This window comes from Pseudomonas sp. PDM13, from assembly GCF_025685765.1.
Classification (GTDB): domain Bacteria; phylum Pseudomonadota; class Gammaproteobacteria; order Pseudomonadales; family Pseudomonadaceae; genus Metapseudomonas; species Metapseudomonas solani.
In genome coordinates, this window is sequence record NZ_JAOTQU010000008.1 from 153697 (window position 1) to 168683 (window position 14987).

The window sequence follows — 14987 nt, forward strand, 5'->3', positions numbered from 1 at the left end:
TCGAGCGGGGTGTCTCGGTGCCAGGGTTCCCCTTGCGGGGGACACGGTCGCCGCGGCAACTGACCCGGTGACCACGGTGAAACAGGCTCCCTCCAGCGCTCCATCCGTCCGCCCCTCGGCCTGCCCGGGGTTGCTGCGCATCGTCCCGGCGAAGGATGGCGGCATCTGCCGCATCAAGCTGCCCTGCGGTCGCCTGCAGGCCGGCACGGCCGAGGCCCTGTCGATCGCCGCCCATGGCCATTCCGGCGGCGTGCTGGAAGCCACCAACCGCGCCAACCTGCAGATCCGTGGCGTGACCCCGGGCAACGAACAGGCGCTGATCGCCGAGCTGCTGGCCATCGGCCTGGGCGCCGCCACGCCGGGCGCGGACGATGTACGCAACCTGATGGTCAGCCCCGCCGCCGGGCTCGACCCGCAGGCGCTGCAGGACATCCGCCCCCTGGCCACGCGCCTGCTGGCCCTGCTGGAAGACAACCCGCGCTTCCACGTGCTTTCGCCCAAATTCGCCCTGCTGCTGGACGGCGGCGAAGCCCTGGCGATGCTCGACCACCCCAACGACATCTGGCTGGCCGCCATGGAGCCCGGAAAGGACGGCCTGTTCGCCTTCGGCCTGGCCGGCTGCCCGCCCCGCGAAACCGACGACGCCCCCGCCCTCGCGGCAGTACCCGGCGCCCGGGTGCCGGCCCTGGTGGAGGCGCTGCTGGACCTGTTCCTCGAACTGGCCACGCCGCAGCAGGCCCGCATGCGCGACCTGCTCGGCAGCCTCGGCACCGAGCGTTTGCTGGCCGAACTGCGCCAGCGCCTGCCCTTCCCGCTGCACGACGCGGGCAACTGGCGCCGCGCTGCCAGCGACCTGCGCCCCGTCGGCGTACTGCCGCAACTGCAAGCCGGCCTGTACCTGGTGGGCGCCATCCCGCCCCTGGGGCGCCTGCAGGCCAGCCAGTTGCTGACCCTCGCCGAATTGGCCCAGCGCCACGGCGACGGCAGCCTGCACATGACCCCCTGGCAATCCGTGCTGCTGCCCAACGTGCCGGGGCAGGAAACCGCCCCGCTGCTGGCCGAGCTCGCGGCCCTGGGCCTGTGCACCGATATCGACGCGCCCCTGGCGCGCATCCAGGCCTGCACCGGTTCCGCCGGTTGCGCCAAGGGCCTGGCCGACACCAAGGCCGACGCCCTGACCCTAGCCGCCGTGCTGCCCGACGGTGCCCAGGTGCACCTGTGCGGCTGCCCGCGCTCCTGCGCCGCCGCCAACGTGGCGCCGCTGACCCTGCTGGCCACGGGCGACGGCCACTACGACCTCTATCGACGCGACGACGGCGCCGGTGGCTTCGGCCGCCCGCTGGCGCGCGACCTGGACATACACGCGGCGGCCGCCTGGCTGGCCGCCATGCCTGACAGCTGGAGCTCCACCGAATGATCGATTACATCCGCGATGGTCAGGAGATCTATCGCCACTCCTTCTCCATCATCCGCGCCGAGGCGGACCTCACCGCCATCCCGCCGGACCTGGAGAAGCTCGCCGTGCGTGTGATCCACGCCTGCGGCATGGTCGACGTGGTGCAGGACCTGCGCTTCTCCCCCGGTGCCGGTGCTGCCGGCCGTGCCGCCATCGCCGCTGGCGCGCCGATTCTCTGCGATGCGCGCATGGTGGCCGAGGGCGTGACCCGCGCGCGCCTGCCGGCGGACAACAAGGTCATCTGCACTCTCAATGACGCCGGCGTGCCAGAGTTGGCCCGCGAGCTGGGCAATACCCGTTCGGCGGTGGCCCTGGAGCACTGGCGCGAGCACCTGGAAGGCAGCGTGGTGGTGATCGGCAACGCACCCACCGCGCTCTTCTACCTGCTGGAGATGCTCGATGCCGGCGCACCGAAGCCGGCGCTGATCCTCGGCTTCCCGGTGGGCTTCGTCGGTGCGGCGGAATCCAAGGACATGCTCGCCGCCGACAGCCGTGGCGTGCCCTACGTGATCGTGCGTGGGCGCCGTGGCGGCAGCGCCATGGCCGCGGCGGCGATCAACGCCCTGGCCACGGAGGTGGAGTGATGGGTGCGCAGGAACATTCCGGCAAGGGCCGGCTGATCGGCCTGGGCGTTGGCCCCGGCGACCCGGAACTCATCACCCTCAAGGCCCTGCGCCTGCTGCAGTCGGCCCCAGTAGTCGGCTACTTCGTGGCCAAGGCGAAGGCCAACCTGGGCCAGGGCGGCAATGCCTTCGGCATCATCGAGCAGCACCTGGTGGAGTCGCAGCTGCGCATGCCCCTGGTCTACCCGGTGACCACCGAGAAGCTGGAGCCACCGCTCTCCTACGAGGATGTGATCAGCGACTTCTACGACACCGCCGCCCAGCAGGTGGCCCAGCACCTGGACGCCGGCCGCGACGTGGCGGTGATCTGCGAGGGCGACCCGTTCTTCTACGGCTCCTACATGTACCTGCACGACCGCCTGGCCGAGCGCTACGAGGCCGAAGTGGTGCCGGGCGTGTGCTCCATGCTGGGCAGCGCCGCGGTGCTCGGCGTGCCGCTGGTGTACCGCAACCAGAGCCTTTCGGTGCTCTCCGGCGTGCTGCCGGAGGCAGAGCTGAAGGCGCGCCTGGCGGATGCCGAGGCGGCGGTGGTGATGAAGCTCGGGCGCAATTTCGACAAGGTGCGCCGGGTGCTCGGCGAGCTGGGCCTGGACGGCCGTGCCCATTACGTGGAGCGCGCCACCATGGGCAACCAGCGCATCCTGCCGCTGCACGAGGTGGACCCGATGGCTTCGCCCTACTTCTCCATGATCCTGGTCCCCGGCCAGAAGTGGAGAGGGTGATGGACGCGCGCAAGGCCCCGGCCATCCTGCTGCTCGGCCAGGGCGGCCTGCCCGTCGCCCGGCGCATCCAGGCGCTTTATCCACAGGCGCGCGTGCTCGGCCTGGCCGGGCGCGTGGAAGACGCCGACGAAACCTACGCCGAGTTCGGCGAAACCCTGCGCGGGCTCTATCGCGACGACAGGCCGATCATCGCCCTGTGCGCCGCCGGCATCCTTATCCGCAGCCTCGCCTCGCAACTGGGCAGCAAGGGTGCCGAGCCACCAGTGCTGGCCGTGGCCGAAGACGGCAGCGCCGTGGTGCCGCTGCTGGGCGGGCTCGGCGGGGTCAACCGCATGGCCCGCGAGATCGCCGCGCAACTGGAGGTGGCCCCGGCCATCACCACCAGCGGCGAACTGCGTTTCGGCACCTGCCTGCTGGAGCCGCCGCCGGGCTATGCCCTGGCCGATATCGAGCAGGGCAAGCGCTTCGTCTCCGACCTGCTGGGTGGCGAATCCGTCCGCGTCGAGGGCGAGGCGCCCTGGCTGGAGAGCGCCAACCTGCCCCTGGCGGAGCAGGCGCAGCGGGTTATCCACATCACCGCCGAGCAACGTCCCGATGCCGGTGACGAGCTGCTGATTCACCCCCGCGTGGTGGCGGCGCGCCTCGACGAGGCAGCGGACGCCGGCGCCGTGCGCCAGGCCCTGGCAACCGCCGGGCTGGCCAGGGGCGCCCTCGCCTGCCTGCTGGCCGACCCCGAGCGCATGACCGACGCCACGCTGGCCGCCTGCGCCGACGAACTCGGCGTGCCATTGCGCTTCGTGGTGAGCGAACAGGCGCTGCCGCCCCTGCACCCGCACCTTTCCGGCATCCGCCTGTACCGCGCGGAGCGGCCGCTGGATGTGGAGCGCATCGGCCAGCGCCGTGGCCGCCTGACGGTGGTAGGCCTGGGCCCGGGCGCCGCCGAGTTCATGGTCCCGGCCACGCGCCGCGCCCTGGACGAGGCCGAGGACCTGCTGGGCTACGAGACCTACATCCGCATGGCCGGGCCCTTCCGTCCCGAGCAGGTGCTGCACTGCACCGACAACCGCGAGGAGCTGCAACGCGCCCGCCACGCCTTCGAGCTGGCCGCCAGCGGGCGCCGGGTGGTGGTGGTGTCCTCGGGTGATCCGGGCGTGTTCGCCATGGCCGCCGCCGTGCTCGAAGCCCTGGACGACAACCGCGACCCGCACTGGCAACGGGTTGAGCTGCAGGTGTTCCCCGGCGTCTCCGCCGCCCTGGCCACTGCCGCCAAGGCTGGTGCGCCCCTGGGCCACGACTTCTGCCTGATCTCGCTCTCGGACAACCTCAAGCCCTGGGAAGTGATCGAGCAACGCCTCGACCACGCCGGCGCCGCCGACCTGGCCATGGCCTTCTACAACCCCATTTCCAAGGCCCGCCCCTGGCAGCTGGCCCGCGCGCTGGAAATCGTCGCCCGCCACCGCCGCCCGGAAACCGTGGTCGTTCTGGGCCGCGACATCGGCCGCCCGGCCGAGGCGCTGACGCTTACCAGCCTCGGCGAGCTGCGCCCGGAACAGGTGGACATGCGCACCCTGGTGATCATCGGTTCGTCACTGACCCGGCGCATTCCCCGCCCCGACGGCCAGGACTGGGTGTACACCCCGCGCTGGTATCGCTGAGGCGGCACCCGCACCTGGCAGGACGCGAAGCAAGGGCGGACGGTTCGACATGACCGGCCGCCCTTTTCCTGCACGCCAACGTTGCAAATCCCTTCGCGCATCAAGAAAATGCGATTAATTTTCATTTGCTACCGATTCTTCGGTGACCCCATGTCGTCTCCCCATCTCAGTGTGCAACGCCTCTACAGCGACCATCACGGCTGGCTGAAGAACTGGCTGCGCGGCCGCCTCGGCAACGCCGCCGATGCCGCCGACCTGGCCCAGGACACCTTCCTGCGCCTGCTCGCCCGCCGTGAGCAGCTGGAGATCGCCACGCCGCGCGCCTTCCTGCGCACCGTCGCGCGGGGGCTGGTGATCGACCACTGGCGCCGCGAGGAACTGGAGCGGGCCTACCTGGAATCCCTCGCCCACCTGCCGGAGGCGCAGACGCCGAGCCTGGAGGAGCGCGAGCAGATCCTCGAGTTGCTGGAGCGCATCGCGCGCATGCTCGATGGCCTGAAGCCAAAGGTGCGCACCGCCTTCCTGCTGGCCCAGTGCGAGGGGCTGCCCCATGTGCAGGTGGCCGAGCGCATGGGCATCTCCCTGCGTTCGGTGGAGCGCCATGTCGCCGACGCCCTGTTCCATTGCTACCAGCTGCGCTTCGCCGAATGAGCGCCTCGCCCCAGACCGATGCGCAGGTGGTGCGCCAGGCCATCCACTGGCTGGTGCGCCTGCGCTCCGCCAGCGGTGATGCCGAGTTGCAGCGCGCCTGCGAACACTGGCGCGCCGCCCACCAGAACCACGAACAGGCCTGGCAGCGCGTGCAGATGCTGGACGACGAACTGTCCAGCGCGCTGAAAGCCGTGCCCGGCGCCGGCGCGGTGATGGAGACCCTGGAAACCTCGGCCCAGCGCCTGCGTCGCCGCCAGGCCCTGAAGCTGCTGTCGGCGGCCATGGTCAGCGGTTCCGCGCTGTGGCTGGCCCGCGACCTGACGCCCTGGCCGCGCCTGACCGCCGATTACGGCACCGCCGTTGGTGAACGCCGCCACGTTGCGCTGGCCGATGGCACGCAACTGCACCTGAACACCGACAGCGCAGTGGATGTGCGTTTCGACGAGCACCAGCGCCTGCTGCTGCTGGACCGTGGCGAGATCCTCGTCGACAGCGGCCCTGACGCCACGACGGGCATCCCCCGCCCCCTGCGCGTGCGCACCCGCCACGGCCTGCTGGAGAGCCTGGGTGGCCGCTTCGTGGTGCGCCAGGAGCAGGCCGCCACCCGCCTGAGCGTCGCCGAAGGGGCCGTGAGCATCGCCCCATTGGCCGGCACCGGCGCCCTGGTCGCTCGCGCCGGGCAACGCTTCGATATCAACGAGTACGCCGCGCGCCCGCTGGAGGCCGCAGACATGGACGCAGCCGCCTGGGCCGATGGGCTGATCGTCACCCGTGGCATGCGCCTGGCCGACTTCCTCGCCGAAGTCTCGCGCTACCGCAACGGCCGCCTGGCCTGCAGCGAGGCCATCGCCGACCTGCGCCTCTCTGGCGTGTACCGCCTGGACGACACCGACAAGCTGCTGGAGCTGCTGAGCCGCACGCTGCCGGTGGAGGTGCACTACCGCACCCGCTGGTGGGTGACGGTACAGGCCAGGGCCTGAAATCTTTTTTGGCGGGTTTTTCCGCAACGTCCGGCAAAGGGAATGAATCCCATTAACCTTTGCCTTTCACGGAAGCCTTCATGACCGCACCTCGCGACTCCCGCCTCGCCCTTGCCGTACGCGGCGCCCTGCTTTCCGCCGCACTGGCCGCCCCGCTGCTGGGCACACCGGCCTTCGCCGAGGAAGCCGCGGCCAGCGCCAGCCGCAGCTACGCCATCCCCGCCGGGCCGCTTGGCGAGGTGCTCAACCGCTTCGCCCGTGAGGCCGGGATCAGCCTCTCCGCCACCCCGGAGCAGACCCGTGGCCTGCAGTCCCCAGGCCTGAGCGGCACCTGGTCGGTGGAAGGCGCGCTGGGCCAGCTGCTGGGGGACACGCCGCTGCAGGCCGAGAGCCTGGGCGATGGCAGCTACGTGCTGCGCGAGGTGAAGACCCAGGGCGCGCTGGAGGTGCCCTCCACCCAGGTGTTCGCCCTGGGCAACGCGCTGGGCAGCGAAGAGGGCTACCTGGCCACCCACAGCCAGATCGCCACCAAGACCAGCAAGGCGCTGCTGGAAACCTCGCAGACCGTCTCGGTGGTGACTCACAAGCAGATCGAGGACCAGGGCTCGAAGACCGTGCAGCAGGCGATCCGCTACACCCCTGGCATCTTCACCGGCCAGGTGGGCGCCTCGAACCGCTACGACTACATCGTCATGCGCGGCTTCGCCGACAACAGCGTGGACAACGTCTACCTCGACGGCCTGAAGACCATGGGCGACAGCGGCACCTACAGCTCGCTGCAGGTGGACCCGTACTTCCTCGAGCGCATCGACGTGCTCAAGGGCCCCTCCTCGGTGCTCTATGGCCGCAGCCTGCCGGGCGGCCTGGTGGCGCTGACCAGCAAGAAGCCGCTCTACGAGGACTACCACCAGGTGCAGGCCACCGTGGGCAACATGGGCCAGAAGGGCGCGGGCTTCGACTTCAGCGGCCCGCTGGACGAGGACAAGCGCATCGCCTATCGCGTGGTGGGCCTGGGCGAGGGTTCGGACACCCAGTTCGACCACATCAAGGAAGAGCGCTACGCCATCGCGCCGACCCTCTCCATCGACTTCAGCGAAGACACCAGCCTGACCCTGCAGAGCTACCTGCAGCACGACCCGAACGGCGGCTACCACGGCGGCGTACCGGCCGAGGGCACCCTGTACCAGCGCAGCGGCCAGCGCATCGGTCGTGACTTCTTCGACGGCGAGCCGAGCCTGGAAGCCTTCGACCGCACCCAGCGCATGTTCGGCTACCAGCTGGAGCACCGCTTCGATGACGTGTGGACCGCGCGCCAGAGCTTCCGCTACCTCAGCTCCGACGTGAGCATGCAGCAGGCGTACGCCTACGGCTGGGCCTCCCCCACCGAGCTGAACCGCTACTACACCGATGCCACCGAGGACCTGAAGGCCTACATCGTCGACAACATGGTCCAGGCCGAATTCGACACCGGCGCCCTGCGTCACACCCTGCTGATGGGCCTGGATTACCAGAACCGCAAGACCAACGTGGAATGGGGCTCCGCCGCCCTCGCCCCGATCGACGCCTTCAACCCGGTGTACGGCAACGATGCGCTGGTGGGCTACGGCCAGGTGGAGCACGACCGCCGCCTGGAGCAGACCGGCCTCTACCTGCAGGACCTGATCGACCTGAACCAGTGGCGCTTCTCCATCGGCCTGCGCGAGGACTGGGTGGAGGTCTCGGACAAGAACGTGACCGCCGGCAGCAAGTCGGACGAGCGCCGCAGCAAGTTCACCGGCCGTCTCGGCGCGCTGTACCTGTTCGACAACGGCGTGGCGCCGTACATCAGCTATTCCGAATCCTTCAACCCCAACGCCTATTCGGACCAGGCCGGCAAGCCGCTGGAGCCCACCGAGGGCACGCAGTGGGAGGCCGGGGTGAAGTTCCAGCCGGTGGGCAGCGACAGCCTGTACACCGCCTCGCTGTTCCACATCGTCCAGCAGAACGTCGCCTCCAAGCTGCCGCAGCAGGACTGGTACACCCCGGTGGGCGAAGTGCGCTCCCAGGGCCTGGAACTGGAAGCCAACACCCAGGTGACCAAAAACCTGAAGGTGCTGGCCAGCTACACCTTCACCGACATCACCTACTCCAAGTCGCTGGACGGCACCCAGGGCAATACGCCGAACCAGGCGCCGCGCCACATGGCCTCCATCTGGGGTGAGTACAGCTTCGACGCCGGCGCCCTGGACGGCCTGCGCACCGGCCTCGGCGCGCGCTACGTCGGCCAGAGCTGGGCGGACAAGGCCAACACCCTGCACGTGCCCTCCTACACCCTGATCGATGCGCTGGTGGGCTATGACCTGGGCAAGGTGGGGCTCAAGGGCATGGACCTCAGCCTGAACGCCAACAACCTGCTGGACGAGGATTACATCGCCTCCTGCTACAGCCTGGACTTCTGCTACTTCGGCGAGCAGCGCAACGTCACCGCCACCCTCAGCTACCAGTTCTGACCGGTGCCTGAACGAGCCCGCCCCGGCACCGGGGCGGGCTCGTGCGTTTGCGTGATCGACTTATCCACAGGAGAGCATCCATGCGCCCTCTTCTCGTCCTGCTGCACCGCTACCTCGGCCTGGCCACCGCGCTGTTCCTCGCCCTCGCCGGGCTCACCGGCAGCCTGCTGGCCTTCCAGCACGAGATCGACGAATGGCTGAACCCGGCCTTCTACCACGCGCCTGCACAGGGGCCGCTGCTGTCCCCCGGCGAACTGGTGCAGCGTATCGAGGGCGCCGAGCCGCGCCTGCAGGTCTGGTACATGGAGTACCCGGACGAGGCCGGCCATGCGGCGCTGATGGCCGCGGTGCCGCGTACCGACCCGGCCACCGGCGCGCCCTACGACCTGCATCACCGGGTGATCTACCTGGACCCGGTGAGCGGCGCCGAGCTGGGCATGCGCCAGTGGGGTGCCTGCTGCCTGCAGGCGCAGAACTTCATCCCCTTCATGCTGGAGTTCCACTACAACCTGGCGCTGCCGGGCAACTGGGGGCTGATCCTGATGGGGTTGGTGGCGATCCTCTGGGTGATCGACTGCTTCGCTGGCGCCTGGCTGACGCTGCCCCGCGGCCACCCCTTCCTGAAGAAATGGTGGACGGCCTGGACGCTCAAGCGCGGTGCCGGCCGCTACCGGCGCAACCTCGACCTGCACCGGGCCGGTGGGCTCTGGTTGTGGCTGCTGCTCCTGCCGGTGGCGGTGAGCAGCGTGGCGATGAACCTGCCGGAGCAGGTGTTCAAGCCGGTGGTGTCACTGTTCTCCGAGGCGCCGCCGAGCACCTACCAGCAGCGCAGCCAGATGCCCCGCGAACAGCTGGGCGAGACACAGATGGATTACCAGCGCATCTACCGGCTGGCGCAGGCGGAAGGTGAGCGGCTGGGTATCACGGGCGAAATCGGCGAGCTGTACTACAGCTTCGAGTACAACTTCTTCGGCGCCGGTTTCGGTGGCCACGAGGCCAACCCGATGGACAAGTCCTGGCTGTTCTTCCACGGCACCGACGGCAGGTTGATAGGCGAGGAGATCGCCGGGCGCGGCACGCCGGGGGAGCGCTTCTACCGCCTGCAGGCACCCATCCATGGCGGGCGCATCGCCGGCCTGCCCGGGCGCATCGCCATTGCATTGCTGGGGCTGGCCATCGCCGGGCTGTCGCTCACCGGCGTGTACATCTGGTGGCGCAAGCGCAAGGCACGGAGGTTCGCGCGCGGGGTGGCGTGATCGTCATCGGCTGGGGCGGCGCGCTGCCTGTCTGCTTGATGGGTTTCGCGGAGCTCTACCCATCCTACGGAGCGCGTAGCCCGGGCTTCAGCCCGGGGCCAGGACTCCGAACCCGGAAATGAAAAACCCCTGCGCGATGGCAGGGGTTCTGGTGCTTCAGGACGATCCGATCAGAACGGGATGTCGTCGTCGAAGCTGTCGTAGTCCGGCGCCGGTTGGGCGGCGGGCTGCGGAGCCGGGCGCTGTTGTTGCTCACGCGGGGCGGACTGTTGCGGCTCGCGCTGCGGGCGCGGGGCACGCGGAGCGGAATCGCCATCGTTGCCGGGACGGCCGCCGAGCAGCTGCATCTGGCCGTTGATGTCGACCACGATCTCGGTGGTGTAGCGTTTCACGCCGTCTTTTTCCCACTCGCGGGTGCGCAGGGTGCCTTCGACGTAGACCTGCGAGCCCTTGCGCAGGTACTCGCCGGCGATTTCGGCGAGACGGCCGAAGAACACCACGCGGTGCCATTCGGTGCGGTCCTGCTGCTGGCCGGTCTGCTTGTCCTTCCAGCTTTCGCTGGTGGCCAGGGTGACGTTGGTCACGGCATTGCCGTTGGGCATGTAGCGAACTTCGGGATCACCACCGACGTTGCCAACCAGAATGACTTTGTTAACCCCACGGGCCATAACGTTCTCCTAGGCTTCAGCACGTTCGGGCGCCGCGTTGATCAGGCGCTCCAGGGACGTGCGGTCCAATTGTTCGGTATCCAACTTGATGTAGATGGCGCCTTCTTCGGCGACCACCACAGCATCCGCCACTCCGGGCAATGCCAGCAATCGCGCCACCAGCCCGGCATCGCCGAGGGCCGCTGCCGACAAGGGCAGGCGCAGGCTGGTGACATACGGAGGCTCGCGCATAGTAACAGCAATGGCGAGCCAAATCGCACAGACAACGGCGCAGCCGATGAATACCACCGACAGCCCGCCGTGCTGGAACAACCAGCCCCCCAGGATGCCGCCGAGGGCGGCGCCGAGGAACTGGCTGGTGGAGTAGACACCCATCGCGGTGCCCTTGCCGCCGGCCGGGGCGACCTTGCTGATCAGCGACGGCAGCGAGGCTTCCAGCAGGTTGAAGGCGGTGAAGAAGACGATGGTGCCGATGACCAAGGCCTGCAGGGTGTCGCCGAAGGCCCAGAAGTACAGCTCGCAGGCCAGCAGCACGCTGACGGCGCCGAGCAGCACACGCTTCATGCGGCGCTTTTTCTCGGCGTAGATGATGAAGGGCACCATGCCGAAGAAGCCCACCAGCAGCGCGGTGAGGTAGACCCACCAGTGCTGCTCCTTGGGCAGGCCGGCCTTCTCCACCAGCGCCAGCGGCAGGGCGACGAAGCTGGCCATGAGCACGGCGTGCAGGGCGAGGATGCCGAAGTCCAGGCGCAGCAGGTCCGGGTGCTTGAGCGTGGGCAGCAGCGCCTGGCGGGCGACGCCGGATTCGCGGTGCTGCAGCGGGTGGTCGGCACGGGGCACCACCAGGGCGATGATGGCGATGCCCACTAGGGCCATCACGGCCGTCACCCAGAACAGCCCGGACAGGCCGAAGGCACGGGTGACCAGCGGGCCGACCACCATGGCGACGGCGAAGGAGACGCCGATGCTCATGCCGATCATGGCCATGGCCTTGGTGCGGTGTTGCTCGCGAGTGAGGTCGGAGAGCAGCGCCATCACCGCGGCGGAGATCGCCCCGGCGCCCTGCAGCACACGGCCGGCGATGACGCCCCAGATGGAATCGGCGTTGGCGGCGAGCACCGCGCCGGCGGCGAAGATCAGCAGGCCGATATAGATGACGGGCAGGCGGCCAATGCGATCGGAGACGATGCCGAAGGGGATCTGCAGCACGGCCTGGGTGAGGCCATAGGCGCCGATGGCCAGGCCGATCAGCGCGGGGGTCGCGCCGGCCAGGTCCTGCCCGTAGGTGGCCAGGACCGGCAGCACCATGAACATGCCGAGCATGCGGAAGGCGAACACCAGGGCGAGGCCGCTGGCCGCTCGGGTCTCGCGACCGCTCATGCGCTCAGAATGGGAGTCGTGCATAGATTCCTCATGGGAAACGGATAGGGGGAAGTGCGTCGTGGCCCCTCGGTGGCGCATGCACCCGACCCTGGGTGCCCGGCCTGGGCCGGCGCCAAAAAATGTCGCGCATTCTAACAGCCCCAATGGTCTACAGCACAGCCGCGCGCCTTTGCCGCAGGGTAGGCACGCCCCGTATAATCGCGGGTTTCCCGCACGCCAAACGAGGCAGCAGTGGACAAGATCCTGATCCGTGGGGCCCGTACCCATAACCTGAAGAACGTCGATCTCACCCTGCCGCGCGACAAGCTGATCGTGATCACCGGCCTGTCCGGTTCCGGCAAATCCTCCCTGGCCTTCGACACCCTCTACGCCGAGGGCCAGCGCCGCTACGTGGAGTCGCTGTCGGCCTATGCCCGGCAGTTCCTGTCGATGATGGAAAAGCCGGATGTCGACACCATCGAAGGGCTGTCGCCGGCCATCTCCATCGAGCAGAAGTCCACGTCGCACAACCCGCGCTCCACCGTGGGCACCATCACCGAGATCTACGACTACCTGCGCCTGCTTTACGCCCGTGCAGGGACTCCGCGCTGCCCGGACCATGACGTGCCGCTGGAAGCGCAGACCGTGAGCCAGATGGTCGACCAGGTGCTGGCGATGCCCGAGGGCCGCAAGCTTATGCTGCTGGCGCCGGTGATCCGCGAGCGCAAGGGCGAGCACCTGGCGGTGTTCGACGAACTGCGCGCCCAGGGCTTCGTGCGGGCCCGGGTCAACGGCCGCATCTACGAGATGGACGAGCTGCCCAAGCTGGACAAGCAGAAGAAGCACTCCATCGATGTGGTGGTGGACCGCTTCAAGGTCCGTGCCGACCTGCAGCAGCGCCTGGCGGAATCCTTCGAGACGGCGATCAACCTTGCCGACGGCATCGCCCTGGTGGCGCCGATGGACGACGAGCCGGGCGACGAGATCATCTTCTCCGCGCGCTTCGCCTGCCCCCATTGCGGCCACTCCATCAGCGAGCTGGAACCCAAGCTGTTCTCCTTCAACAACCCCGCCGGCGCCTGCCCCACCTGCGACGGCCTGGGGGTGAAGCAGTTCTTCGACGCCAAGCGCCTGGTCAACGGCGAGCTGACCCTGGCCGAAGGCGCGATCCGCGGCTGGGACCGGCGCAACGTCTATTACTTCCAGATGCTCGGCTCCCTGGCCGCGCACTACGGCTTCAGCCTGGAGAAGCCCTTCGACGAGCTGCCGGCCGAGGACCAGAAGGCGATCCTCTTCGGCAGCGGCCGCGAGGACGTGGACTTCCGCTACCTCAATGACCGTGGCGATATCGTCAAGCGCTCGCACCCGTTCGAGGGGATCATCCCCAACCTGGAGCGTCGCTACCGCGAGACCGAATCGAACACCGTGCGCGAGGAGCTGGCCAAGTTCCTCAGCACCCAGCCCTGCCCGGACTGCCGCGGCACCCGCCTGCGCCGCGAAGCGCGCCATGTGTGGGTGGGCGAGAAGACCCTGCCGGCGGTGACCGGCTTGCCGGTGGGCGATGCCGCCGACTACTTCGGCGAGCTGAGCCTGCCCGGCCGCAAGGGCGAGATCGCCGATAAGATCCTCAAGGAGATCCGCGAGCGCTTGCAGTTCCTGGTCAACGTCGGCCTCGACTACCTGACCCTGGACCGCAGCGCCGATACGCTCTCCGGTGGCGAGGCGCAGCGTATCCGCCTGGCCAGCCAGATCGGCGCGGGCCTGGTGGGCGTGATGTACATCCTCGACGAGCCCTCCATCGGCCTGCATCAGCGGGACAACGAGCGCCTGCTGGCCACCCTCACCCACCTGCGCAACATCGGCAACACGGTGATCGTGGTAGAGCACGACGAGGACGCCATCCGCCTCGCCGACTACGTGGTGGACATCGGCCCGGGCGCAGGCGTGCACGGTGGCCGCGTGGTCGCCGAGGGCACTCCCGATGAAGTGATGTCGCACCCCGACTCGCTGACCGGCAAGTACCTCTCCGGCCGGGTGAAGATCGCAGTGCCGGCCAAGCGCACCCCGCGCGACAAGAAGAAGTCGCTGCTGCTCAAGGGCGCGCGCGGCAACAACCTGCAGAACGTCAACCTGGAGATACCGGTCGGGCTGCTGACCTGCATCACCGGCGTATCGGGCTCGGGCAAGTCGACGCTGATCAACAACACCCTGTTCCCCATCACCGCCACCGCACTGAATGGCGCAACCACGCTGGAGGCGGCACCCCACGACAGCTTCGATGGGCTGCAGCACCTGGACAAGGTGGTGGACATCGACCAGAGCCCCATCGGCCGCACCCCGCGCTCCAACCCGGCGACCTACACCGGGCTGTTCACGCCGATCCGCGAGCTGTTCTCCGGCGTCGCGGAGTCGCGCTCCCGTGGCTACGGGCCGGGGCGCTTCTCCTTCAACGTGAAGGGCGGCCGCTGCGAGGCCTGCCAGGGCGATGGCGTGATCAAGGTGGAGATGCACTTCCTGCCGGACATCTACGTGCCCTGCGACGTGTGCAAGGGCAAGCGCTACAACCGCGAGACCCTGGAGGTACGCTACAAGGGCAAGAGCATCACCGAGGTGCTGGACATGACCATCGAAGAAGCGCGGGAGTTCTTCGATGCCGTGCCGGCCATCGCGCGCAAGCTGCAGACGCTGATGGACGTGGGCCTGTCCTACATCCGCCTGGGGCAGTCGGCGACCACGCTGTCCGGTGGTGAGGCGCAGCGAGTGAAGCTGTCCCGCGAGCTGTCCAAGCGCGACACCGGCAAGACGCTGTACATCCTCGACGAGCCGACCACGGGCCTGCACTTTGCGGATATCCAGCAGTTGCTCGATGTGCTGCACCGCCTGCGCGACCACGGCAACACCGTGGTGGTCATCGAGCACAACCTGGATGTGATCAAGACCGCCGACTGGCTGGTTGACCTGGGTCCCGAGGGCGGTTCCAAAGGTGGCCAGATCATCGCCACCGGCACGCCGGAAGACGTGGCGAAGATGAAGCAGTCCCACACGGGGCACTTCCTCAAGCCGCTGCTGGAACGTGATCGCGCCTGAGTCCTGGCCACAATGAAAAGCCCCTGCCACCGTGAGGT

Annotated in this window: 11 protein-coding genes; 9 read left to right on the plus strand and 2 right to left on the minus strand. The window is 68.6% G+C overall.

Annotated features, from left to right (window positions below; genetic code table 11):
• Window positions 1–76: 76 nt before the first annotated feature.
• The 8 genes from cobG (at window position 77) to OEJ36_RS11215 (ending at window position 9832) form a co-directional block, all read left to right on the plus strand.
• Entirely contained in the window at window positions 77–1417 is a 1341-nt protein-coding gene (gene cobG, locus OEJ36_RS11180) for a precorrin-3B synthase (protein ID WP_411860994.1), read from the plus strand.
• Window positions 1414–2040, plus strand: a complete 627-nt coding sequence (locus OEJ36_RS11185) for a precorrin-8X methylmutase (protein ID WP_263401584.1) — start codon at window positions 1414–1416, stop codon at window positions 2038–2040. Before cobG ends, OEJ36_RS11185 begins: the two co-directional genes overlap by 4 nt.
• A complete protein-coding gene (locus OEJ36_RS11190) occupies window positions 2040–2801 on the plus strand; it encodes a precorrin-2 C(20)-methyltransferase (RefSeq protein ID WP_021219621.1) in 762 nt (253 codons plus the stop codon). Before OEJ36_RS11185 ends, OEJ36_RS11190 begins: the two co-directional genes overlap by 1 nt.
• Window positions 2801–4456 carry a precorrin-3B C(17)-methyltransferase gene (gene cobJ, locus OEJ36_RS11195; protein ID WP_263401585.1) on the plus strand — a complete coding sequence of 552 codons (1656 nt, stop codon included), beginning with the start codon at window positions 2801–2803 and terminating at the stop codon, window positions 4454–4456. Before OEJ36_RS11190 ends, cobJ begins: the two co-directional genes overlap by 1 nt.
• Window positions 4457–4606: 150 nt before the next feature.
• The gene (locus OEJ36_RS11200; protein ID WP_263401586.1) at window positions 4607–5107 is read left to right on the plus strand and encodes a sigma-70 family RNA polymerase sigma factor; all 501 of its coding nucleotides are present in this window, start codon (window positions 4607–4609) and stop codon (window positions 5105–5107) included.
• Window positions 5104–6087, plus strand: coding sequence for a FecR domain-containing protein (locus OEJ36_RS11205; protein WP_263401587.1), 984 nt, complete (start codon window positions 5104–5106; stop codon window positions 6085–6087). The genes OEJ36_RS11200 and OEJ36_RS11205 overlap by 4 nt, the downstream gene beginning before the upstream one ends.
• A gap of 80 nt (window positions 6088–6167) precedes the next feature.
• Window positions 6168–8576, plus strand: coding sequence for a TonB-dependent siderophore receptor (locus OEJ36_RS11210; protein WP_263401588.1), 2409 nt, complete (start codon window positions 6168–6170; stop codon window positions 8574–8576).
• Window positions 8577–8656: 80 nt separating this feature from the next.
• Window positions 8657–9832 (plus strand): PepSY-associated TM helix domain-containing protein, encoded by a 1176-nt coding sequence (locus OEJ36_RS11215; protein WP_263401589.1) that lies wholly within the window; start codon window positions 8657–8659, stop codon window positions 9830–9832.
• Window positions 9833–10002: 170 nt separating this feature from the next.
• On the opposite strand, the gene OEJ36_RS11220 is transcribed toward OEJ36_RS11215, so the two are convergent.
• Together OEJ36_RS11220 and OEJ36_RS11225 are read right to left on the minus strand one after the other, a co-directional pair.
• Window positions 10003–10500: a single-stranded DNA-binding protein gene (locus tag OEJ36_RS11220; protein WP_263401590.1), complete on the minus strand. Its 498-nt coding sequence runs from the start codon at window positions 10498–10500 to the stop codon at window positions 10003–10005.
• 9 nt (window positions 10501–10509) lie between these two features.
• Window positions 10510–11904 (minus strand): MFS transporter, encoded by a 1395-nt coding sequence (locus OEJ36_RS11225; protein WP_021219614.1) that lies wholly within the window; start codon window positions 11902–11904, stop codon window positions 10510–10512.
• Window positions 11905–12114: 210 nt separating this feature from the next.
• On the opposite strand from OEJ36_RS11225, the gene uvrA reads away from it, so the two are divergent.
• On the plus strand, window positions 12115–14949 hold the full coding sequence (uvrA, locus tag OEJ36_RS11230) for an excinuclease ABC subunit UvrA (RefSeq protein WP_263401591.1): 2835 nt from the start codon (window positions 12115–12117) through the stop codon (window positions 14947–14949).
• Window positions 14950–14987 lie beyond the last annotated feature (38 nt).